Below are 22083 nucleotides of genomic sequence, written 5' to 3' on the forward strand. Positions count from 1 at the left end.
ATCTACTTACTATGACGAGTAGCGAAGACATCGTCGTCCAGCCGCCGCACAGCGCGACCTGGCTGGTGCACCTCGACCGCTCCATGTGGGTCGGCGGCGTACGCGGCCTGATGCTCCAGGCGCTGCACCCCATAGCGATGCGCGGCGTCTGGCAGAACTCCAATTTCCAGCAGGACCCGTTCGGCCGGCTGCGCCGCACCGCCGACTTCGTGGGCCGCACGACGTTCGGCAGCCCGGCCGAGGCCGACGAGATCGGCCGCCGGGTGCGCGGCATCCACAAGAGCCTGCGCGTCAGCGACCCCGACACCGGCAGGACGCACCGGGTCGACGACCCCGAGCTGCTGCTCTGGGTGCACTGCGCGGAGATCTCGTCCTACCTGGAGGTGGCCAGGCGCGGCGGTCTGGGGCTCACTGAGCGCCAGGCCGACTCCTACCTGCGGGAGCAGCGCAGGAGCGCCTCCTACGTCGGCCTGCACCCCGAGGACGTGCCCGGCTCGTGCGCGGAGATGGACGCCTACTTCAAGCAGGTACGGCCCACCCTGCGCGTCACCGAGGAGGCCGCCTCGACCGTGCGGTTCCTGCTCTGGCCGAGGCTGCCGCAGGAGTTGCGGGCACTCACGCCGGGCAAACCTGCCTACTTCCCGTTCGGCGCGCTGTGCTACTACACGCTGCCGGATTGGGCCAGGCAGATGTACGGCGTGCTGCCGGAGGTGCCGCGGGCCACGGTGACGGCCGGGCTGAAGGCGTTCAGGCTCGCCATGAACTCCCTGCCCGAGCCGCTGCACGACCACGCGTTCATGCCGTCGACCAGGGAGATGCTGCGGGCCGCCCGCGAGCGGCTCGGTGCCGCCGGCTACGACACCACCAAGGGGCTCAGGGGGCTGACCGATCCGCGGCGCCGGCCGAAGGGGCTGGCCGCCTGAAGGTCCACGTGCCGCCGCCGGCCAGCTCGTCGAGGAGATGGTGGTCGGGTGACAGCCCGCAGGCCGGGTCGGTGCGGCCGGCGTCGCCGGTGAGCGCGTACGCCTGGCAGCGGCAGCCGCCGAAGTCGAGCTCCTTGCGCGGGCAGCTCGCGCAGGGCTCGCGCATCCAGCCGGTGCCCCGGTAGGCGTTGAACGCGGGTGAGTGCTCCCAGATCCAGCCGATCGAGTGGTCACGGGCGTTCGGCGGCTCCAGCGGCAGGTCGTAGGCCGCCGGGCAGGGCAGCACCCGGCCGTCGGGCGCGACGGTGATCGAGATCGCGCCCCAGCCGCCCATGCAGGGCTTCGGCACGCCGTCGAAATAATCGGGGATCACCCAGATCAGCTCAACATCCGTTTTTTCCCGATATTTCACGACTGTGGCCGCGGCGCGGGCGAGTTGCTCCCTGGTGGGCAAGAGCGCGGCCCTGTTGAGCAGCCCCCACCCGTAGAACTGGGTGTTGGCCAGCTCGATGCGCTCCACCCCCCACGACAGTCCCAGCTCGATGATCTCGCCGACGGCGTCGAGGTTCTCCCGGTGCAGCACCACGTTGAGCCCGAACGGCAGCCCGCTCGCCGCCACGACGGCGGCCGCCCGCTCCTTCCACGCGAACGAGGCGACTCCGGCGATCCGGTCCGACTCGGCGCCGGTCGCCGACTGGACCGACAGCTGCACGCTCCGCAGCCCCGCTTCGGCGAGTTCGCCGAGCCGTCGCTCCGTGAGCCCGACCCCGCTGGTGACGAGCTGGGTGTAGACGCCCTCCCCCTCGGCCGCCGCCACGATCGGCGCCAGATCCGGCCTGAGCAGCGGCTCGCCACCGGACAGGTGCGCGTGCACCACGCCGAGCCCCGCCGACTCGGCGATGATCCGCTGCCACTCGCCGGTGCTCAGTTCGCTCGACCTGGCCGCCAGTTCGACCGGGTTGGAGCAGTACGGGCAGCGCAGCGGGCACGCGTGCGTGAGCTCGGCCAGCATGGCCCAGGGCGCGCTCACCGCAGCCACCCCTCCCCGCGCACCCGGTCGAGGAACTCCACCACATCCGCCGCCACGCCCTCGGGGAGCTCCGCGACGATGTCGGCCACGGTCCGTTCGCCGTCGCAGAGGCCGACGATGGTCGCCGCCTCCTCGTTCAGCACGACGATCCGCTCGGGCACGATCAGCAGGTCGGCCTGCCGTACCGGATCGTGGCGGAGCATGGCCGCGCGGGACAGTGCGGGGCGCCAGGTCATCAGTAAGCCCCGTCCACCGCGTCGAGCAGCGCCCACAGCACGTCGCACTTGTAGCCGAGGGCCGTGATGGCCTTCTCCTGGTCCGTACGGGTCCGTGCCCACTCCTGGACCAGGGCGAGGGCTTCGCCGCTGTCCTGGCGGCCCTGAGAGACGCGTACGCGGAAGTAACGCAGCCCCTCGGGGTCGATCCACGGGTAATGCTGCTCGAAAGCGGCGATCCGCGTACGCATCAGGTCCGGTGCGAACAATTCCGTCAGCGAGGCGGCCACGGCTTCGAGCGCGGAGCCGTTACGGCACAGGTTCACGTAGCCGTCGACGGCCAGCCGTACGCCCGGCAGCACGCCCTCGCCCGACAGCAGCAGGGCCCGCTCCAGCCCGGCCGCCTCGCCGAGGCGCAGCCACCGCTCGATGCCGCCCTCGCCCGGCGCGGTGCCGTCGTGGTCCTGGATCCGGCGCAGCCACGTCCTGCGCAGCTCGGGCGTCTCCAGCTTGCCGAGGATGAACGCGTCCTTGATCGGGATGTGCCGCTGGTAGTGGAAGCGGTTGAGTATCCAGCCCCGCAGCTCGTCACGGGTCAGCTCGCCCGCGTGCATGCGCTGGTTGAAGGGGTGCAGGTGGTGGTAGCGCTTCTCCGGTACGGCACGCAGCTCGGCCTCGAAGCCGTTCACAGGTCGATCACCATCCCGTCGGCGGCCACCTCGATCCCCAGCTCGGCGAGCACCTTGTGCTGCTCGGCCGCCGGGTCCACGAGGGGGTTGGTGTTGTTGAGGTGGGTGTACAGGCGGCGGCCCGGCAGCCGGGACAGGCGCTCCATGGTCGCCTCGATCGGCAGGTGGCCCATCTGGGTGGCGGTCTTCTCCGAGATTCCGGTACGGCGGGGCTCCTCGTCGTCCCAGAACGTGCCGTCGATGATGACGCATTCGGCTTCGTCCAGCTCGTCGGGCCACACGCCCATGGCGGGGGCGTAGACCACCGCTCCTCCCATAAGCCGCAGGGCGGACACCCAGTCCGGGGCCTCCGGGGAGCCGGCGTACCGGGGGCGCTTGGCCGAGATCGGGATGAGGTCGGCGTCGGCCCAGGAGAGCCGCAGGTAGGGGCGGAGGATGTCGGCGAAGGGGCGCAGCGCCTGGCGTACCACCGGGGTGCAGCGGACCTCCAGCTCGTCCGCCTCCCTGAGCCTGAGCAGGCCGATCGTGTGGTCGAGCTCGGCGTCGGTGAGGATGACGCCCTTCAGCGGCGACTCGCGCGGCCCCGGTCCCGGCCGCAGCCACGCGCACGCCTCGATCTGGTCGGCGATGTCGGGCGTGGCGTTGACGACGTAGCACCCGTCGTCCAGTTGTACGGCCAGGCTGGCGTGGCGCCTGCGGCGGCCCGGATGAGCGCGTGCCCCGGAGCAGCCAGGGCACGCGCAGTTCCACTGGGGCACGCCGCCACCGGCCGCGGTGCCGAGCACCTGCAGTCGCATGGCGGTGTCCGGTTACCTGGTGGCCAGGAAGTACGCGGTCATCTCCATCGACGCCTCGACCACCTGGTAGTCGGGCTTGTGCCAGGTCGTCTCCTCGCCGCGGGCCTTGACCTTCTTCGCATGGATCCTGGGTGGTTGCTTGCCCTGTTCCTTCGGCTGGGACATGCGCACCTGCCTTTCAGTAGGGGGTTACACCCGATATGACTGCCTACGGCGCTTGCCGTCAATGGCTTAGGTCGGAGCTATCCAGGGGAATTTAGGCTTATAGCCGGTTTCTATTGGTTTTGGCGGGATTCTTCATCCGATGTCTCGACGGGGATGATAAATCCGGCGAGCAGGATGAGGGTCGAGGCCGTGACCATGACCCAGCCGCTGGGGCCCATGCTCGCGGGGTCGAACAGCACACCGGTGATCGAGGCGGCCGTGGCGGCTCCGATGTACCGCGACGCCTGGAACAGGCCCACGGCCATGCCGGTCTCGTTCCGGTCGGCGTGGACGAACACCAGCGAGTTCAGGCCGAACTGGCTGAACGCTGACGCCAGGCCGATCAGCGACGTGGTCACCAGCACCAGACCGATGGGCCCGGCCCAGAACATCACGCACGATCCGGCCAGGAGCAGCGCCGCGCTCGCCAGCAGCACGGCCCGCAACCCCGCCCGCGCGGCCAGCGCCACCGCCACGGGCGTCATGACGATCGCCGACACGGCCATGGGCAGCACCAGCAGCCCCGCGAGATGCGGCGGCAGCCCGCCCGAGCGCTGCGCCCAGAGCGGCACCATGATGAACGCCAGATAGAACACCACATTGACCAGCGCGAACAACCCGTACGTCGCCAGCAGCGCGGGCCGCGGCCTGGGCAGCCACGCCCGCCGCCGCCGAACCGGAGCCACCTTGGGCAGCCAGCGCAACGCCGGCACGAGCGCCAGCGCCGCGAGCGGGACGTTGACCAGGAAGATGGCCCGCCAACCCCACAAGCTGACCAGGAACCCCGCCAGCACCGGCCCCGCGGCGGCGCTGGCCGTCAGCACCATCGAGATCATCGCGATGACGCGGGGCGGCGGCCGCCCCTTCTCCGCCGTCGCCGTGATGATCGCCATCCCGGCCGGGAGCGTCGCGCAACTCCCGAACGCCTGCAGCAGCCGGGCCACCACCAGGACGGGATAGGTGGGGGCCACGGCGGCGAGGGCACCGGTCAGTCCCACCATGATCAGCCCGGCGCAGAACACCCGCCGCGGACCGAACCTGTCGGCCAGCGCGCCCATGACCGGCGGCACGGCGACGGCCGTCAGGTAGAAGCCCGCGGCCAGCCAGGTGACGGCGACGACGCCGACGTGGAACTCGGCCTCGATGCGGGCCAGAGCTATGGCGATCATGGACGAGTTCAGCGGGTTGAACAACGCGCCGAGCGCCACAGCCACCGGCAGACGCCCCACCCGACCCACAACCCGACCATAACCGGATATGTCCAACCATGGTCATGGCCGGGTTGCCGTCGTTATTCGGCCAGGGCGTCCCAGGGGCGGTGCTCGGGGGCGGCGGCCATGCCCTCGGGGCAGTGGCGCCGGAAGTCGCACCAACCGCAGAGCGGGCCGGGGTTGGGGGGAAACATCTCGTCCAGCTCGGGCGACATGGCCGGGGGCCCGACGTGCGGACGCTCTCCGGCAAACCCACCGGTCGCACCCGAGCCGCCGTTTCCGGTCGTACCCGGGACCGGATCAGATGTCGTACCCGATGTCCGGCGGCTCGCCGCGCCGGAGGAGCGGGCGCGTACGGGACCCGGTGCGCCCATCACCTCGCGGTAGCGCTCGTCGGCGGTGGCGGCTTCGACCCCGACCTCCTCCGCGCGTCCCAGGTGGCGCGCGAGGGACTCCTCGGTGTGGCGCCATTCGATGATCTCGCCGGTCGGCAGGTGGTGCAGCTCGACCGAGTGGCACGGGGTGCGCATCATCCTGGAGGCCGCGATCGCGTAGACGGCCAGCGCGAGCGAGGACCGCGCGTCGTCCTGGGTGAGAGGCCGCCGCCCGGTCTTGTAGTCGACCACCACCAGCTCGTCACCCCGCCGGTCGAGCCGGTCGATCCGGCCGGACACAGCGATGATCTTGGTGCGGGTGGCCACCGTACGCTCGACGCCGACCGGATCATCCGACGAATCCAGTGTGCCGACATATCCGGACACGAGGTCGCGGGCACGCCCGAGCCACTGCGCCGACTGGTCCGCGTCCCTGAACCCCTCGGTGATCCACCCGTTGGTCAGCAGGATGGCCGCCGTCAGTGGCGTCCGCCGCTCGTACGGCTCACGCCACCAGGCCGCCAGCGCGTTGTGCACGCTGGCCCCGACGCTGTTGTGCGCCCACGCCGGCCCCTTGGACGGCTGCGGCCGGTCCAGGTAGGTGAACCGGTAGCGGCGGCGGCAGTCGAGCCAGGCGTTCAGCCGCGACGGCGTGCACGAATAGAGCCGTCGCGGCATCCCTTCCAGCGGAAGCTGGTCATACACTCCGGCCATCACCCGGATCGAGCCTGATCCCGGCGGCCTTGGTGCCGTCGGTGAGCGGGCCCTCGTCCGTGTCGGACGACTCGCTGAGCTGCCAGTCGCCGAAGTGCGGCTCCAGGTCGCCGACCGTCACCTCGTCGCCGTGGGCGGCCAGCACCCGCGTCTCGGCGGGCAGCGTGAACAGCCGCGCGCCGATCGCGTTGAGCTGGTAGTTGAGGTCGGGGTATTCGCCACCGATCTTGCCGGGCCCGTCGGCCTGCAGCGTCTCGCCGGTGAACACCACCCCGAGCCCCTCGCAGTAGAGCGAGACCCCGCCGGGCGTGACGCCGGGCGTCTCCATGACATCGAGCCGCACGTCGGCGACGGCGAAGATGCCGTCGTCCTCCATGTCGATGTCGGGCCAGGTCTCGGTCCAGGTCTCCCGCCAGAGCGGCTTGTCCTTGGGGTGGAGGGCGATCACCGCCTCGTCCCTGCTGGCCACCTCGATGGCGGCGCCGACATGGTCGGGCAGACCGTGGGTGCAGATCACGGCGAGCACCTCTCGCTCGCCGACCTTCTCCAGGATCTTGTCGGCGTCACGCGCCGGGTCGATCACGATCACCTCTTCGTCGTCGCCGACGATCCAGATGTTGTTCTCGACCTTGTGCTCGGTGCCGTCGACGTCGACGACACCCTCGCTCACCACTCGCTCGATACGCGCTGTCACGTCTCCGAACTCTAGTCCGTCTGAGTGACGACGCGAATCGCGTTGACGGTGACTCGTCGGGTACCTAGTGTCCCAGCCTCGGCGAGAACGCGCCGAAAGGCAGGTCGAGCTCGAGATCGCGCAGGTCGTGGAGGCTCAGTTCGGCGAGCCCGATGAGGCAGCCGGCGTCGGCGGGCCAGGCGATCGTCCACAGCCAGTTGCCCCTCGCCTCGCCGGCGTAGACGGCCCGGTCGGCCGCCGCGCTCACGCACCACAGCGCCGTCGGGTGCCCGAGCACCCCGATCTTCGCGTTCGGCGGCCCGGAGTCGAACCCCTCTCCGGGATCGGGACCGTCCAGCCCGGCGAACGCGGCGCCCAGCCCGACGCCGGGTTCCTCGGCGATGACCAGCAGGTCGGCGGGCCCCTGGGTCAGCGAAGGCCCGCACAGCGCGACCACGCTGGCCCGCCCCCCGGTACGCTCGTCGCCCGCTTCCGCGAAGCCGGTGACCAGCCAGCCGGGCGGCAACGGCCATGGCAGCCACACGGGCACCATCGAGCTCTTCCGCAACACCTCGACCGCTCTGGCGGACGGCGGCCAGGGCGGCTGGTAGGGCAGGACATCACCGTGCGCATCGCATCGCCACGCACTCGACCAGGCACTCGGCCCATGAAGCGGACCAAAACACCGTGGGCAGGTTGGAACCGCTCTCACAGCTACTCACGCTGCGTCCTCGGGTACCGCCGCGTCAAGGCCGCATCCGGTGTCTGGTCGTAATCTTGACCGTGTGCGCGTAAATTGCGTGGGCGCGATCATCGTCGACGCCTCTGACCGGCTCCTGCTGATCAAGCGCGGTCACCCGCCGGGCGCGGGCCTGTGGTCGATCCCGGGCGGCCGGGTGGAGCCCGCCGAGACCGACGCCGACGCCCTGCGACGCGAGGTCCTGGAGGAGACCGGCCTGCTCGTCACGGTCGGCCCCCTCGTGGGCACCGTGGACCGCCCCGGGCCGGACGGCGTGACGTACGAGATCCGCGACTACCGCGCCACCGTCACGGACGGCACGCTCGCCGCGGGCGACGACGCCGCCGACGCCCGCTGGTGTTCCCGGGACGACCTGGCACGGCTCGTACTCACGGACGGCCTGCTGGAGGCGCTGACGGCCTGGGACGCGCTACCGGCATGACGCCCCGCCTCAAGCGCGCAGGTCCGTGCGATGGTCGTCGCCCCGGAGGCTCAGCAGCGCCACGGCGCTCACGACGCAGGCCGCCACCACGTAGTAGGCGGGGATGTCGACGTCCTTGGTCGTCTTGATCAGCTCGGTGATGATCAGACCCGCCGACCCGGAGAACACCGCGTTCGACAGCGAGTACGCCAGCCCCAGGCCTGTGTAGCGAACCGTGGTCGGGAACATCTCCGCCAGCATCGCCGGCCCCGGTCCCGCCATCAGACCGACCGCGACCCCGGCCACCAGCACGGCCAGTCCCTTGGCCCAGCTCGGGGCGCCGGGGTCCTGGAGCAGGTTCAGCAGGGGGAAGGCGAGCACGATGACCGAGATCGCCCCCGCCAGCATCACCGGCCGCCTGCCGATCCGGTCGCTCAGCACGCCCGCCGGGATGATCGCCAGCGCGAACCCCAGGTTGGCCAGCACCGTGGCGATCAACGCCTGCTGGAAGGTGGCGTTCAACGTGGTCTGGAGGTAGGAGGGCATGACGACCAGGAAGGTGTACCCGGCGGCCGACCAGCCCATGAGCCGCCCGATGCCGAGCACGATCGCCTTGGTCACCTCACCGGCGGTCGGCTTCGTGAGCGGCTCCGCCGTGCTCACCCGCTGGAACGACGGCGTCTCCTCCAGCCGCAACCGCAGCCAGAGCGCCACGAGGCCGAGCGGGAGGGCCAGCAGGAACGGCACCCGCCATCCCCAGTCCGTCAGATCCTGCTGAGACAGCGCGGTCGCGAGCAGGGCCGCCGCGCCCGCTCCCCCGAGCAGCCCCAATGCCACGGTGAACGACTGCCACGACCCGTACAGCCCGCGCCTGCCACGCGGCGCGAACTCCGTCATGACCGAAACCGCCCCGCCGAACTCCCCTCCGGCCGACAGCCCCTGCACGATCCGGACGAGCGTCAGCAACCACGGAGCCGCCGCGCCCAGAGTGGCGTACGTCGGGAGCACCCCGATCAGTGCCGTGGCCCCCGACATGAGCAGAACGACCAGGATGAGCAGGGGTTTGCGGCCGATCCGGTCGCCGAGCCTGCCGAAGAGCGCGGCACCGAGCGGCCGGAAGAAGAACGCCAGGGCGAACGAGGCGTAGGTCTTGACGAGCGCTTCCACGTCGCTCGCGCCTGCGGGGGTGAAGAAGTTGGCGGCGATGATGGTGGCGAAATAGCCGTAGACGCCGAACTCGTACCACTCGATGAAGTTGCCGATCGAACCGGCGATCAAGGCCCGGCGGGAGCGGGCGGGGTCTATGTGCTGGGGGTCACGAGCCGTCGCCGTCATCTGGTGCCCTTTCGGCCGTCCGGAATGACGACAAGCTTCATAGATGTTGATAAGTGTGTCAATTACCTTCAACGACCGCTTAATACGGTTGCGATCAGGACGTTCGGGGCGGCAACCTGCCTGGATGATCGAATTGCAGGAGCTGTCGGCGGATGACTGGGCCCTCTGGCGAGAGCTTCGGCTCGTCGCGCTGGAGGAGGCACCGTACGCGTTCGGGGTCCCGCTCGCGGACTGGCAGGGCGACGGCGACCGCGAGGAGCGCTGGCGAGCCCGCCTGAGCATTCCCGGCTCACGGGACCTGATCGCCCTTCTCGACGGGAAACCTGTCGGGATGGCCAGCGGGATCCCGGGCGAGCGGGAAGGCGTGGCCGAAATGATCTCGATGTGGGTGAACCCGGCAGCGCGGGGACAGGGAGTCGCCGACCGGCTGATCCGAGCCGTGGAGTCGTGGGCCGTGGAGGCAGGCGCCGAGGTCCTGGAGCTGGCGGTCGCGCCGTTCAACGAGAAGGCGATCGCGCTGTATCGGCGGAACGGTTTCGAGAACACGGACCAGATCGGCGACGAGCTGCCGAATGGACTGCGGGAGCTGGTGCTGGCGAAGAAGTTGGCCCCTTAGAGGCATGCGGGAATTGTCCATGATCAACTGTAATTTTTGTCCGCAGCGAGCGGACGGCCGAACCACGCCGCGCCGAGTGCCGAAGCCCGTCGGCTGCCGCTTCGACACTCGGCGCGGCGAATGTAACCGCTAGGAAAGGTCCGGGGTTATGGCGCGGAACCGGATGATCTGTTCCTCAGTGCTCCACCGCTGGAAACCAGCCTTCTCCAGGACGCGGATCGAGGGCGGGTTCGACGGTTCCACGTTGGCGCACACCGTGTGCACGCCTGGCGCGGTGAGGGCGTACGCCGCCAGGGCCCGGGTGGCCTCGGGGGCGTAGCCGCGGCCTCGCCGGGAGGCGACGATGCCGTACCCGATCTCCAGGGTGCCGTCGCTCGGCGGCCAGAACAGGCCGATCGAGCCGACCACCAGGCCGCTTTCGCGCTCGATGACCTGACGGTGGCCATAGTCGCCCAGCCAGGCGGGGTGCTCGGCGAAGAGGCCGGCGATGACGTGATCGCCTTCGGCGGGGAAGTCCGCGGCCCAGTGCGCCGGGCGGGTGCCGTCCAGGACGGCGGCGACCTCGCCGTCGGTCCACGTCCGCAGGATGAGACGGGCAGTGGTCAGATCGGTGGGGAAAGATGACACGTGTGACTCCTGGTCGTTTGGTACGACCCGGACCGCGCTAGCTTCGCGCGGGCCGGACAAGGGCATGCTGATGACGGCTGCTGGCAGCCATATTCATCAACCTCCCTCGTCACACGGCGATCACGCGCCTCTCGCGTAGGCGCGACGTTAGCAACCTCCGCCGAGGATGTCGAAACGAGCCGCTCGGCTTCTACGTCACTTACAAATGGCAGCATGCGTGCTACTCGTCCTCATAGACGTCACGCTCAGAGACGTCGCGAAGGGAGTCTTCGATGTCCGAACTGCGTACCTGGCTCACCGATCTCGGGTTGCTCGAGTCGCCACGCTGGCACGACGGCCGCCTGTACTTCTCGGACTGGACCGCGCACGAGGTGATCGCGCTCGACCTCGACGGCAAGCACGAAGTCGTCGCCCGGGTGGACTCGATACCCCTCTGCACGGCCTGGCAGCCTGATGGGCGGATGGTGATCGTCGACTCCGCGCGGGGACTGCTGCTGCGCCTGGAACCCGACGGATCGCTGACGACCCACGCCGACCTGACCGGCATCGCGCGCGGCTGGAACGACATCGTCATCGACGGCCGTGGCAACACCTATGTCAACCGCGTGGGCTTCGACATGCTCAGCGGCGCGGCGTTCGCTCCGGGGGCCGTCACACAGGTCAGCCCCGACGGTTCGGCACGTGACGTGGCCGACGGCATCTCCTTTCCGAACGGGATGGCCGTGACACGGGACAACTCCACGCTGATCGTGGCCGACTCGTACGGCAAAAGGCTCATGGGGTACGACATCGGCGCTGACGGCGGTCTCTCGAACGGCCGGGTATGGGCCGACCTCGGGGACGGCGTCCCTGACGGGATCTGCGTCGATGCCGAGGACGCCGTCTGGTACGCCGACGTGCCCAACCGGCAGTGTGTCCGCGTACGCGAGGGCGGCGAGAAGGTGCGGACCATCGACCTCGACCGCGGCGCCTTCGCCTGCGAACTCGGCGGCGAGGACCGCACGACGCTCTTCATCGTGGCGGCGGAGTGGCGCGGCATGCCCGAGATGGTGCCGCCCGGCACCGGCCAGGTGCTCTCGGCCGAGGTCGAGGTGCCCGGCGCCGGCTGGCCGTAGAGGCGTCCGCGGCCAGCCGGGCGCGATCACGAGTCGGTGAGCGCGGCCGGGCGCCGGAACAACGCCGTCAGCAGGAAGGGAACGCCGAAGACCGGCGCGTCAGGCGACTGCTCCTTCATGGGCCGCGACTCGACCTCGGTGAAGTCCGAGAAGATCCAGCGCAGCGCCTCAGGCGTATAGGCCAGCCCGCCGTCCAAGCGACCCTGGCGGTAGAACTCCTCGTCGGACAGCTCGGACCCCATGGCTCCGGCGGCGAAGCAGGTGAGGGCGAGCTGACCGCCGGGGACGAGGAGCCGGTCCAGCAGGCTCAGGTAACTCACCCGGCGATGCGGCGGCAGATGGTGGAGGCAGCCGGAGTCGTAGACCAGGTCGTACTGGCCGGGCGGCAGTTCGACGGAGAAGATGTCGCCGCAGTGGAAGCGGACATCGACGCCGGCCTCGCGGGCCCGCTCCTCACCCCAGGTGACAGCGGCCGGGGACAGATCGACGGCGTCCACCTCGAACCCGAGGGAGGCGAGATGGATGGCATTGCGCCCTGGTCCACAGCCAAGGTCCAGGGCTCGGCCCGGGGCGAGCAGGCCGCGCTCGAGGTAGGACACCAGGCTCTCGTCCGGCTTGGCCACGAAGAAGGGGATCTGCGTGGAGCGGTCGGAGTAGAACGTGTCCCACCAGGTGGCGGCGTTCGGTGTCCATCGGTCGGCATCCGCGGCGAAAAGCCGGTCCAGCATGCTGAGAACGTCGTCCGCCGTACGGATATCGCGGTTCACGCATAGCCTCCTCAGGGCACGGCCGCCCACGCGGCCAGACCCCTGGATTTTACCGGTTTTACGTCGCGTTTGCCCACGTCAGAGGCGGTTTCCGGCGCCGCTCGAAAGGGCTGCGGAGCGGCCTGGATCCGCCATGGGTGCAAGGCCTCCAGGCAGGCGGTCGTAGCCCGGCAGCGCCTCCGTCAGGGGCGTCCAGGTGGCATCTGGAGAGCCCAGCGAGCCCCCTTTGCCGTACCCGGTGAAATCAGGCCAGAAAAGGTCAGCGGTCGGAGGAAAGGGAAGACGTCCAGAGAATCATGTGGTCGGCGTTGTAGGTCGTAGAGCGTCCCAACGCCACCACCTCCGACCCCATCACCGTCACCGCCGCCAGCCACTGCATCCCCTGCCCCGCCAGCCGTCCCTTCGTCAGATCCACCCGGTTCCACGTCAGACCATCCTCGGACAGCCAGACCGCGCTGTCCCCTTCCCCCGGCGCGCCGTGCCAGCCGACCGCCACCAGCCCCTGGTCCGCCGCCGCGAGGTCGTACACGGCCGCCGCCTGGTCAGCAGGCAGCCACGCCGTACGCCAGGTCGTACCGTCGTCTTCCGAGACCGCGGCGAAGGTGCGGCGCGCGCCGGGCGTCTGGGCCGTTCCGATCGCGATGATCTTGTCCTGGTACGCCACTACCTGCCGCAATCCGGCGGAACTCGCCTCCGGGGGCGAGAGGCGATGGCGGGGCTTCCAGTTGACGCCGTCCTCCGAGAACCAGACCACGGCGCTCTCCTGGTCGCCGCCGCCCGAGCCGCCGATGGCGACGTATCCGGACGGCGTGGCGGCCACGTCGTACACGCGCACACCGGAGCCGCCCTGCGGCAGCTTCTTCGACCGGGTGAATTTGCGCAGGTCAGGCGTGAACCAGAGCGCGGCGCCCGGCATGCCCGCCGCGTTCCTGTCCTCGCCGGCCAGCACGTAGCCCGCCTCGCCGGCGGCTACGACGTGCATGCTCAGGTACGGGTGGTCCTGGGTACGGGCCAGGTCGCCGGAGGCGGCCACCTTCTTCCAGGTGCGGCCGTCCTCGGAGGACACCAGGAGCGGATCGGTGACCGACGTGTCCGCCTGGGTGCTGCCGACGGCCAGCCAGCCGCGGCGGCCGTAGGCGACATCGTCGAGGATCTGCTGGTTCGTCCCGCCGAGGCTCATGGAGGTCCAGGACTGCCAGTTCAGGCTGGTCCAGATGCCCGCGTCGCCGGAGGCCGAACCGACCGCGACGTACCGGCCGTCATGACCGGCCAGGCGGGTGGTCTGGCGGGCGATCCTCGACAGGCCGTCGACACCGGCGAGCCGGATGCGTGTGGCGTCGCCGCGCGGGGGCGCGGTCATGAGGACGAGCTGGTTCTCGACGTCCGCCGTCGCCTGGTCGCCGCCCGCGAACAGGGTGCCCGAGTCGGAGATCGTGAAGCCGCGCAGCGTGGCGCCCGGCAGGTTCCCGAGGTCGGTCCGCTTGGCCCAGCCACGCCCGTCGGAGCTGGTCAGGATGGAGTACTTGCCGAGGTTCGCCTGGCTGACCGCGGCGATGCCGGACGGATAGGTGACCAGCGAGTCGATGCCGGGGCTCGTACCGCTCAAGCCGCGGATCGAGCCGCACTGCGCCCACTGCGCGCCGGTCGGCGAGCAGTAGACGCGTACGTCGCCGGTGATCGTACGCTGCCTGGTGGGTACGAGGACGAACTGCTTGGGCAGTACGGCCACCGACGACCCGGTCCTGGCCTCGGGCAGCTGGAACGCGGTGGCCTGGTAGGTGGCGCCGCCGTCGCTCGACCTGACGACCCGCGAGCCGTCGCCCTGGCCGGACTCGGCGATGGCCACGACGGTGTCGGCCTTGGCCACGACCGCGGTGAGCTCGCGTACGCCGAGACCGCTCGTGTCCACCCGCTCCCATGCGCGCCCGTCCGGAGAGTGCCAGGCCGCGGGCCCGCTTCCGCCGTTTCCGAGCGTCGTACGGCCGACCGCGACGAACCCCGACGACGTCCTGGCGATGCCGGAGATCAGGTCACCGTTCCTGAACGCCGACAGGCCGCTCTGCTCCACGGCCGACCAGCTGAACCCGTCGGTGCTCGTCCACAGGCCGCGCTCGCCGCCCACCCCGTCGCCGCCGCTCGCCAGCCAGCGACCGGCGCCGCCCACGACCCGTTGAACCGTCGGGGTGCTCGCCCCGCTGACCTGGCCGAGCTGCCACGTCTTGCCGCTGTCCGGCGAGAACAGGAACAGCGGCCGCGGCGTCGGGCTCGTCGTGTCGCTGCCGACGGCCACCACGGCGCGGCCCACGGAGGTCATGTCGTTGAGCTTCTGGTCGGAGCCGTCACCCGCCGAGGGCACCGTGAACAGCTCGTCTCCCGAGCGTTCCGTGCCGTCGGACAGCGCCAGTCCCGGCTGGTCGGACGAGCGCCACTGCCACACGAGCACACCGCCGGCCACGAGCAGGACCAGCGCCAGGAGTATGGCGGTCGGCGCGGCCAGGCTGCGCCGGCGTACCGGACTCGCCCTGCGGATCGCCGACGGAGCGGGGCCGCGGTGGTGCCTGCCACTGGAGCCGCCCGGCCGGGGCGGGCCCGACGCGACGAGCAGGTCCGGCCTCGTGGGCCGTCCGGCGGGCGGGCGTCCGACGCGCCGCACCTCGCCTTCCTCCTCCTGTTCGGCTTCCTCTGGAGGTGCCTCGGGGTCCGGCGTGCTGTACGGGGCCTTGTGCTGAGGCTGGTCCTCCGTCTCGAACCAGGATCGGGGTTCGTCCTCGGCCTGAGGCTCGGCCTCGGGGCGGGGCGGGCCACTGGCCACCAGCTTGTCAGGATGGTTCACGACCCGGCGGGGGCGGCTGCGCGGCTCCGTCACGGGTTCCACCGTCGGGGAGCTGTACGGCCGGCGCCCCTTGGGCGGGTCCGGGGGCTCGTCCTCGGGGACGGGGGAGGAGAAGGGCGGCATACCCCAGGGGGAGGACACGGGTAAGCCCCGAGTCCGATCATCGGTGGGACCCGGCGGGGAGTGCCGGATCCGGGGCTCGCTCGCGGGCTGCGGGTCGTCACCCGGCGGGTCACTGGGGCCGGAGGCCACGCGTCGCACCTCCTAGTACGTACCGATCGAACTGAGCGAACGAGCCCGGTAGAGGTTTGCCGGATCGTTCCAGGGCGGCCTCGCCGAGATGATCACCTCCAGAATCCTCGCCCACTCACAGGATCCAGAGCAACACGACTGAGCCCGAATGGCGAGACCTCTCTAGCGAGATTCCTGGCACCAGCTATCTATTTATCCCGAAACAGTGCCAACTGACCGCTTTTTAGCTAGGTACATCACCCCAACCGCGAACACGCTCAACTGCACCACGGTCCCCGCCAGCGCCTGCCAGGGCACCTCCCCCTGCTGTAGCGCCTTGTCCAACTCCCCCGCGGCCGCGCTGAGCCCGAACGCGAGAACGTTGTTCGTCACGTGCAGCGCGATCGGCGCCTCCAACCCCCCGGTCCGCACCGCCAGCCACCCCATGAGAGCGCCGAAGCTGAACACGTCGACGAGCCCGGCCCACGTGTACCCGTGCAGGGCCGCGAACAGCGCCGAACCGAGCAGGATCCCCCAGATCGGGTTCCGCAGATGGGCCCCGAACGCCTGCAGGATCCAGCCACGGAAGATGTACTCCTCGGCGGCGGCCTGGAACGGCACGAGCAGCGCGATCGCGATCAGCGAGGGCAGGAACGCGCTCCACCCGGCCCAGCCGAACATGTCCGTGACCTGCTTCCCGGTCACCATCATCGCGACGGCCTGGGCGGCCTGCCCGAGCGCCAGGGCGATCACCGCCAGCACCAGGCAGCGCAGCAGCCACGGCCAGCGCAACCGCCCGGCGACCGAGGAGAGCGACCCGGGCCGCCGCCGCTGGACCAGCGCGACCGTACCGAACACCGCGGGAAGCACGGCCGCGATCGAGAGCAACACCACGACCAGCCCGAACACCGGATCGCCGAACAGCTGATCGGGCCGCAGCGGCGCGGGGATGCCGAAGATCGTCGCCAGCACCGCGCCGACGAACAGCACCACCGCCCCGATGACGACGAACGCGATGGCCACCACGATCGTCCCGACGACCTCCCGCCACGGGCCGCGGTCACTCACTCTGGCCAGGTGGTCGTACCGCGCGCCCTGGGGCATCGGCAGGAACCAGGGCTCCCGAGCGGGCACGGGCGGCGGCTGGTAGGGGTAAGCCGGTCGGCCCGGCGGCTGCGTTCCGTACGGAAGCTGGGGTCCAGGATTTTCCTGCATCTCTACATTCTGTCCGGGAGATGAGCATTAGTTCACAGACGATCCGTTAGTTTGAGCGGATGCTCGGTGGAGTAAGCATTTCGACCCTGGGAGCAGTTCATGTCAAGGCTGGGACCTGTCATCACCCTGACAGCGGGCGCCGCGCTCGCCGTCGGGCTGGGTGTCGCCAGCATCACCGCGACACCGGCGGCGAACAACACGGCCGCCGCCACCTCCAACGAACCCCCCGCGACCGAGACCGCCGCCGCGGCTGAGCCTTCCGCCGAACCTTCGGCGGAACCCACTGCCGCCGCAACCCCCGAACCCGAACCCACCCAAACCGCCGCGAAGACCATCGACAAGGCGGACTACGGAGGCTACGTACGGGGCAACGGCGGCCTGATCGCCATCTCCACGCGCGACGGCAAGACCGTCGGATACTTCTGTGACGGCAAGACCGAAGCCTGGTTCAAGGGCAACGAGAAAGACGGAAAGATCACCCTTAAGGGCTTCGGCGCCGCGGCTGTCGGCGGCACCTTGAGCGGCGGCAAGGCCACCGGCTGGATGAAGGTCGGCGGCAAGAAGTGGACCTTCTCCGCGGCCAAGGTGGTCAAGCCCTCGGGCCTCTACCGGGCGACCGCCCAGGTGAGAGGCGCCAAGATCCGCGCCGGCTGGATCGTACTGAAGCAACCGCAGGGCGGCTTCAGACAGGTCGGCGCCGCGTTCTCCGACGAGAAGCAGCTGCGGATCCCCGAACTGAACGTCTACCAGCCGACTTCCCCGGTGCCGCTCGATGACGACACCACCCTCAACCCGAAGGACGTCGACGGCTTCATCCAGGAGATGCAATGACCGCCACGGCGCACAAGCCGACCAGCATCACTCCCTTAGTGGTCCCGCTGCTGGTCGGCGGTCTGGTGGCGGTCGCCCTCGGCGTCTTCGGTCGTATCCACACCCCCACCGGCTTCGCGGTCGGCCCCGCCGGTTTCTCCGCGGCGCTGCCGATGAAGGTGTGGCTGACGACGGGCGCGTTCGTGCTCGCCGTCGTCCAGGTCGTCTCCGCATATTCCATGTGGGGCAGGCTCGGGATCTCCATCCCGCCGGCCGTACATCGCTGGTCGGGCCGGCTGGCCTTCCTGCTGACCATCCCCGTCGCCTTCCACTGCCTGTACGCCCTGGGGCTGCAGTACGACGTGCCCAGGGTGCTCGCCCACTCGCTGCTCGGTTGCTTCTTCTACGGGCTGTTCACGGCCAAGATGCTGGTCCTGCCCAAGCGGGGCACGCCCGGCTGGACGCTGCCCGTGCTCGGCGGGTTCGCGTTCACCGCGCTGACCTGTCTCTGGCTCACGTCATCGTTCTGGTTCTTCACCACGATCGGCTTCAAGGTCTGACGGCTTGAAGGCCTTGACGGCTTGAAGGCCTTAGTCCTCCGGGCTGAACGTCTTCGTACGGCTCAGCCCGGCAGCCCGCCCCTTGGCCGCCACGACGAGCGCCATCTTGCGCGAGGCCTCGTCGATCATCTCGTCCCCCAGCATGACCGCGCCGCGCTTCTCGACCGTCGTGTAGTAGTCGTACGCCTCCAGGATGAGCTCGGCGTGGTCATAGTCCTGCTGCGACGGCGAGAACACCTCATTGGCCGCCTCCACCTGCGCCGGGTGGAGCACCCACTTCCCGTCGAACCCGAGCGCCGCCGCCCTCCTGGCCACCCGCTTGAAGCCCTCGACGTCCTTGATCTGCAGGTAAGGCCCGTCGATCACCTGCAGATCATGCATCCGCGCGGCCATGAGCAGGCGCATCAGGATGTAGTGGTACGCGTCGCCCTCGGTGTAGCCCGGCGGCTGCTCCCCCACGACCATCGTGCGCATGTTCACCGACGCCATGAAGTCGGCCGGCCCGAACACCAGCGCCTCCAGCCGCCTCGACGCTCCCGCGATGGCATCCACGTTGACCAGCCCGCGCGCGTTCTCGATCTGCGCCTCGATCCCGATCCGCCCCACCCGCAACCCCATCGTCTTCTCGATCTGGGTGAGCAACGTGTCGAGCCAGACGACCTCGGTCGAGTCCTGCACCTTGGGCAGAATCAGGCAGTCGAGCTTGTCCCCCGCACCCTCCACCACCTCGATCACGTCACGGTAGGTCCACTGCGTCGACAGATCATTCACGCGTACGACCCGCGTCTTCCCCGTCCAGTCGCCTTCCCGCAACGCGGTCACGACGTTCTTACGGGCCTCATCCTTGGCCAGCGGCGCGACGGAATCCTCCAGATCGAGGAACACCTCATCGACGGCAAGGGTCTGGGCCTTCTCCAGGAACCTCGGATTGCTACCTGGGACAGCGAGAACAGATCGACGTGAGCGCATGTGCACACGCTAATGCCCTGCCCGTGGCTCGTCGCACCCACCCGCCTACCGCCCACCCGTTACCCATTTACCGGCTTGACCATCTGACGCCCGCCCCACACAAAGGCCTTCGCCCTTGAAGCGCTTCGCGCACTGGGCTCAGACGCTTCTCCCAGTCGGGCCAGAGCCCCGACCCCTGCAGGCCCTCGCTCCGCTCGGACGCCTCATTGGCGCGGGCTCCGCCCGCGCACCTCGCGGAGTCGGCCACCTGCTTCGAAAGCCCATTGCGGACAGGAGGCGAAGATGACCCCGTCACAGGTGGGCACTATCGCAGGTCAACTGGGTTACGTGGGCGATCTGCCGGTGGTCCCGTGGGCGATCTGCCGGATGATGCGTGAGCGATAAGCACCTAACGGATCTGTATCGCGCTCCGTGGCGGGGACCGTAACTGCTGGTGATGCTTCACGCTGCTGCCAGTTGACTGCCTACACGGCCGTACTGGGTGACTACCTGAGCGACGACGCCCGCGGACGAGCCCTGCCAGCGGCACACCTCCGCATCGAGGCACGAGATGCCCTCAACAGGAGCGCCGGAGTCCGGCAGCAGCGACACGAAGCTGTGCCGCATCTCTCACGAGGACAGTCCCTACCACCCAGATCGGCACCATCGAGGATCTTGCGGAAGTCGGACCGTACGTTGTGTGCGGTTCCGCTCCTGACACGGAAGATGGCATCGGATGCCGAAGGACTGGTGGTCTCTTACGGGCAGATCCACCTAGGTTCGTCAGTCCTCCGCTGAGGCGGCATGGTTGCTGTCCGTCCCCCGCCCCCGCTGCGCCATTGTTCGTGATCCTCTGTTGGCGTCAACGCCGTCCGGTGGATGCGGGGTGCCGTTGGTGGACGGACACGGAAGACAGCATTGCCGCCTCGCGCTGGCCACAATGTTCGTCAGCGATCGAGGGCCCGGGCGTCGCCCGGGATTCTCCTGCATCGCAGCATTTCATCTCGGGAGTGGTGCAGCCGGAGCTACCGTGCCTCGCCGCATAGCAGCGCTGCCCACACCTCGTAAGCCTGACGTAGCGGCCAGCGAAAGGTCTCCCTGATCTCATGTTGGGGCGCGCATTGGAGGGTGCGGCGGATGAATGCCTGGCCGCCGGCCTGACAGAGCTCGTAGAACGTCGCGCGGCATTCACAGGTCCAGGCCAGGACCCGGACCCGGCTCACCCCGCAGAACGGCGAATGCCAGACCAGTTCCATGTGCTCGTGTTGTGGCACAGGTATGTGCGGCCCCAGGCACGCGTCTGAGTCGATCACGATGAGCCGCCCATAAGCGGTTTCTGGCGGAGTTCCGCGTACCGAAGAGCGACCCGACGAGCAGTGGTCACCGGGTCATCGACCGGAGCAAACGCGTAGACCCATCGCCCGGTGCGCGAGGATTTCCGACCCGACCACCAGCGGTAGCACCAGCCGTCGGTCCAGACCACCAGGTCGACCCATACGGACACCAGAGCGAGCCCATGTCCTTCGTGGATATCGGTCTGGATGCCAAGCCCCGCCAATTCATCACGCAATCGCCTAGCGGCTTGCGACGGCATTACAGGCGATTCTCTATGCGCGTTTAGTGCACGGAATCCCGTAGCAGTGGAATGCATGCTTCAACGCTATGAGCAGGCCCGACAGGCCCGGAAGTGCGACTTCGTGTCACTTCCTCATGGCCGCCAACCGAAGTGACACGAGAGGTGCCACAATTCAGTATTCAAGTCTCACAAAGTCCGCGAGATCGCACATTTCATCGGTGAGAGTACGCCGCCTGCCGATGATCCGCTCCAGGATGTCTCTGGCATAGCGCTGATTCGTCATCCACTCCGGGGCATCGTGCCGAACACCTTGCAAGATCTCAAAGGCCTCATTGTGCCGGTGCATGCGTCGGTGGGCCTCGGCCACGTCAAGGAGATGCCGGTTCCGGTTGTTGGAGGTCGGGCGCAGGTCAGTGACCGGGATCGTCTGTGAGAGCTGGAGGACCTTGTCCGGCCGATCCTCGATCATGGCGTTCTCCACGCGCTTCATCGCGACGGTTACCGGGCCGAACGTCCGAAGGAAGTCTTCGCCCGGCGTCAGGTCGCAGCCCATGGCCACGGCCGCGGTGCGCGCGAGGCGAATCGTGTCGTCCGCTTCTCCGGGCCGGTTGTCGCGAATGGCGGCGGCAGAGGAGCGCAGCAGCAGCCAGCCCCAAGCGGACAGCTGATGCGGCGTCGCGCGGGAGATACGAGGTTCCACCTCATCAGCCCAATGCGTCGCCAGCTGGCGGGCTTCGTCGAGGCGGCCCTGCCGCAGGAGAAGCCAGCAATGCGTACTAATCGTCGCCGCCACGTCCAGGGAGTCGTTCATGTCATCCATGGCCCGCGACAGCGCGAACTCAGCCTCGTCGAACTGACGCGTCTGGGTCATCAACCAGCCGACGAGGTGCAGCAGCCTGCCTCGTACGTTGCGCGCTGACAGGTCTATCTCCATCAACGCGTCCGCGTCCCGGAGCATCACGGGCAGCATCGCGGCAAGCTGCGAGTAGCGATCCTGTTTCCACAGCGGCATCGACGCTGCCAATGCCTCTCCCAGACCTTCTCGCGTTGGCGCCTCTGCGGGCTGACCATCAAGCCCGTAGAGCGCCCGCCGTACCGGCGCCCAAAGGTCTAGCGCCTCCTCGTCCGCCGACTCCGCGTCCAGCCTGATCATCAGCGAAGTCGTCGGCACCTTGAGAGCCACTGCGATCTTGCGCAACGTCTCCAGCCGCACGTCTTTCCGCGCATCCTGTTCCAGCTTGCGGACAAGAGAGACGGACACGCCGGCAAGGTCGGCCAGACCCCGCTGACTCAAGCCCCGGCGCTTCCGGACGCTGCGAAGGCGTTCGCCAATCGTAGCCACGACTCCATGCTAAAGACGGCCCGCCGAATGGTGGCGTGATCGCGAACTCTTCCCGGGCTCACCTGTACTCTCGCCCTCGGCGACCAAGTTGGAGACGATGCCGTACAGCCAGGCCCGC

The 22083-nt window shown here is 69.1% G+C and carries 22 protein-coding genes; 6 read left to right on the forward strand and 16 right to left on the reverse strand.

What is annotated here, in order from left to right:
- Window positions 1-11: 11 nt before the first annotated feature.
- Window positions 12-923: an oxygenase MpaB family protein gene (locus ACGFNP_RS31960; protein ID WP_393325131.1), complete on the forward strand. Its 912-nt coding sequence runs from the start codon at window positions 12-14 to the stop codon at window positions 921-923.
- On the opposite strand, the gene pqqE is transcribed toward ACGFNP_RS31960, so the two are convergent.
- The 9 genes from pqqE to ACGFNP_RS32005 form a co-directional block, all read right to left on the reverse strand.
- Complete coding sequence (gene pqqE / locus ACGFNP_RS31965; RefSeq protein WP_358328801.1) at window positions 874-1953, reverse strand: pyrroloquinoline quinone biosynthesis protein PqqE; 1080 nt, start codon at window positions 1951-1953, stop codon at window positions 874-876. The genes ACGFNP_RS31960 and pqqE overlap by 50 nt on opposite strands.
- Window positions 1950-2189 carry a pyrroloquinoline quinone biosynthesis peptide chaperone PqqD gene (pqqD, locus tag ACGFNP_RS31970; RefSeq protein WP_358328798.1) on the reverse strand — a complete coding sequence of 80 codons (240 nt, stop codon included), beginning with the start codon at window positions 2187-2189 and terminating at the stop codon, window positions 1950-1952. The genes pqqE and pqqD overlap by 4 nt, the downstream gene beginning before the upstream one ends.
- Complete coding sequence (pqqC, locus tag ACGFNP_RS31975; protein ID WP_358328795.1) at window positions 2189-2857, reverse strand: pyrroloquinoline-quinone synthase PqqC; 669 nt, start codon at window positions 2855-2857, stop codon at window positions 2189-2191. Before pqqC ends, pqqD begins: the two co-directional genes overlap by 1 nt.
- Entirely contained in the window at window positions 2854-3654 is an 801-nt protein-coding gene (pqqB, locus tag ACGFNP_RS31980; protein WP_393325134.1) for a pyrroloquinoline quinone biosynthesis protein PqqB, read from the reverse strand. The genes pqqC and pqqB overlap by 4 nt, the downstream gene beginning before the upstream one ends.
- A gap of 12 nt (window positions 3655-3666) precedes the next feature.
- Window positions 3667-3819 carry a pyrroloquinoline quinone precursor peptide PqqA gene (pqqA, locus tag ACGFNP_RS31985; protein WP_358328790.1) on the reverse strand — a complete coding sequence of 51 codons (153 nt, stop codon included), beginning with the start codon at window positions 3817-3819 and terminating at the stop codon, window positions 3667-3669.
- 110 nt (window positions 3820-3929) lie between these two features.
- Window positions 3930-5096 carry an MFS transporter gene (locus ACGFNP_RS31990; RefSeq protein WP_393325136.1) on the reverse strand — a complete coding sequence of 389 codons (1167 nt, stop codon included), beginning with the start codon at window positions 5094-5096 and terminating at the stop codon, window positions 3930-3932.
- 53 nt (window positions 5097-5149) lie between these two features.
- Entirely contained in the window at window positions 5150-6157 is a 1008-nt protein-coding gene (locus ACGFNP_RS31995) for a RecB family exonuclease (RefSeq protein ID WP_393325138.1), read from the reverse strand.
- Entirely contained in the window at window positions 6141-6851 is a 711-nt protein-coding gene (locus ACGFNP_RS32000; RefSeq protein ID WP_358328781.1) for an MBL fold metallo-hydrolase, read from the reverse strand. The genes ACGFNP_RS31995 and ACGFNP_RS32000 overlap by 17 nt, the downstream gene beginning before the upstream one ends.
- Before the next feature lie 64 nt (window positions 6852-6915).
- A complete protein-coding gene (locus ACGFNP_RS32005; RefSeq protein ID WP_358328778.1) occupies window positions 6916-7542 on the reverse strand; it encodes a DUF6758 family protein in 627 nt (208 codons plus the stop codon).
- A 73-nt stretch (window positions 7543-7615) separates the two neighbouring features.
- Between ACGFNP_RS32005 and ACGFNP_RS32010 the strand changes: the two genes are divergently transcribed.
- On the forward strand, window positions 7616-8011 hold the full coding sequence (locus tag ACGFNP_RS32010) for an NUDIX domain-containing protein (protein ID WP_358328776.1): 396 nt from the start codon (window positions 7616-7618) through the stop codon (window positions 8009-8011).
- Between the two features lie 9 nt (window positions 8012-8020).
- On the opposite strand, the gene ACGFNP_RS32015 is transcribed toward ACGFNP_RS32010, so the two are convergent.
- Window positions 8021-9325 (reverse strand): MFS transporter, encoded by a 1305-nt coding sequence (locus ACGFNP_RS32015; RefSeq protein WP_358328773.1) that lies wholly within the window; start codon window positions 9323-9325, stop codon window positions 8021-8023.
- A 124-nt stretch (window positions 9326-9449) separates the two neighbouring features.
- On the opposite strand from ACGFNP_RS32015, the gene ACGFNP_RS32020 reads away from it, so the two are divergent.
- Complete coding sequence (locus tag ACGFNP_RS32020; RefSeq protein WP_393325141.1) at window positions 9450-9941, forward strand: GNAT family N-acetyltransferase; 492 nt, start codon at window positions 9450-9452, stop codon at window positions 9939-9941.
- A gap of 129 nt (window positions 9942-10070) precedes the next feature.
- Here ACGFNP_RS32020 and ACGFNP_RS32025 read toward each other — a convergent pair whose 3' ends face one another.
- Window positions 10071-10568, reverse strand: a complete 498-nt coding sequence (locus ACGFNP_RS32025; protein WP_393325143.1) for a GNAT family N-acetyltransferase — start codon at window positions 10566-10568, stop codon at window positions 10071-10073.
- A 272-nt stretch (window positions 10569-10840) separates the two neighbouring features.
- Between ACGFNP_RS32025 and ACGFNP_RS32030 the strand changes: the two genes are divergently transcribed.
- Window positions 10841-11683, forward strand: coding sequence for an SMP-30/gluconolactonase/LRE family protein (locus ACGFNP_RS32030; protein WP_358328764.1), 843 nt, complete (start codon window positions 10841-10843; stop codon window positions 11681-11683).
- A gap of 26 nt (window positions 11684-11709) precedes the next feature.
- Here the strand turns inward: ACGFNP_RS32030 and ACGFNP_RS32035 are convergent, their stop codons facing one another.
- The 3 genes from ACGFNP_RS32035 to ACGFNP_RS32045 form a co-directional block, all read right to left on the reverse strand.
- Window positions 11710-12450: a class I SAM-dependent methyltransferase gene (locus ACGFNP_RS32035; RefSeq protein ID WP_358328761.1), complete on the reverse strand. Its 741-nt coding sequence runs from the start codon at window positions 12448-12450 to the stop codon at window positions 11710-11712.
- A 259-nt stretch (window positions 12451-12709) separates the two neighbouring features.
- Window positions 12710-15424 (reverse strand): hypothetical protein, encoded by a 2715-nt coding sequence (locus ACGFNP_RS32040; RefSeq protein ID WP_393325146.1) that lies wholly within the window; start codon window positions 15422-15424, stop codon window positions 12710-12712.
- 303 nt (window positions 15425-15727) lie between these two features.
- Window positions 15728-16729 (reverse strand): type II CAAX endopeptidase family protein, encoded by a 1002-nt coding sequence (locus ACGFNP_RS32045; RefSeq protein ID WP_358328755.1) that lies wholly within the window; start codon window positions 16727-16729, stop codon window positions 15728-15730.
- A gap of 99 nt (window positions 16730-16828) precedes the next feature.
- Here ACGFNP_RS32045 and ACGFNP_RS32050 point away from each other — a divergent pair, with 99 nt between their 5' ends.
- Complete coding sequence (locus ACGFNP_RS32050) at window positions 16829-17560, forward strand: hypothetical protein (protein WP_393325148.1); 732 nt, start codon at window positions 16829-16831, stop codon at window positions 17558-17560.
- On the forward strand, window positions 17557-18099 hold the full coding sequence (locus ACGFNP_RS32055) for a DUF6529 family protein (protein WP_358328749.1): 543 nt from the start codon (window positions 17557-17559) through the stop codon (window positions 18097-18099). The genes ACGFNP_RS32050 and ACGFNP_RS32055 overlap by 4 nt, the downstream gene beginning before the upstream one ends.
- Before the next feature lie 30 nt (window positions 18100-18129).
- Here the strand turns inward: ACGFNP_RS32055 and ACGFNP_RS32060 are convergent, their stop codons facing one another.
- Both ACGFNP_RS32060 and ACGFNP_RS32065 read right to left on the reverse strand, forming a co-directional pair.
- The gene (locus ACGFNP_RS32060) at window positions 18130-19068 is read right to left on the reverse strand and encodes a CoA ester lyase (RefSeq protein WP_358328746.1); all 939 of its coding nucleotides are present in this window, start codon (window positions 19066-19068) and stop codon (window positions 18130-18132) included.
- A gap of 1727 nt (window positions 19069-20795) precedes the next feature.
- Window positions 20796-21965, reverse strand: a complete 1170-nt coding sequence (locus tag ACGFNP_RS32065; RefSeq protein ID WP_358328743.1) for a helix-turn-helix transcriptional regulator — start codon at window positions 21963-21965, stop codon at window positions 20796-20798.
- Window positions 21966-22083: the final 118 nt, after the last annotated feature.

Origin of the sequence: Nonomuraea sp. NPDC049269 (assembly GCF_043197155.1) — a bacterium.
Lineage (GTDB): Bacteria > Actinomycetota > Actinomycetes > Streptosporangiales > Streptosporangiaceae > Nonomuraea.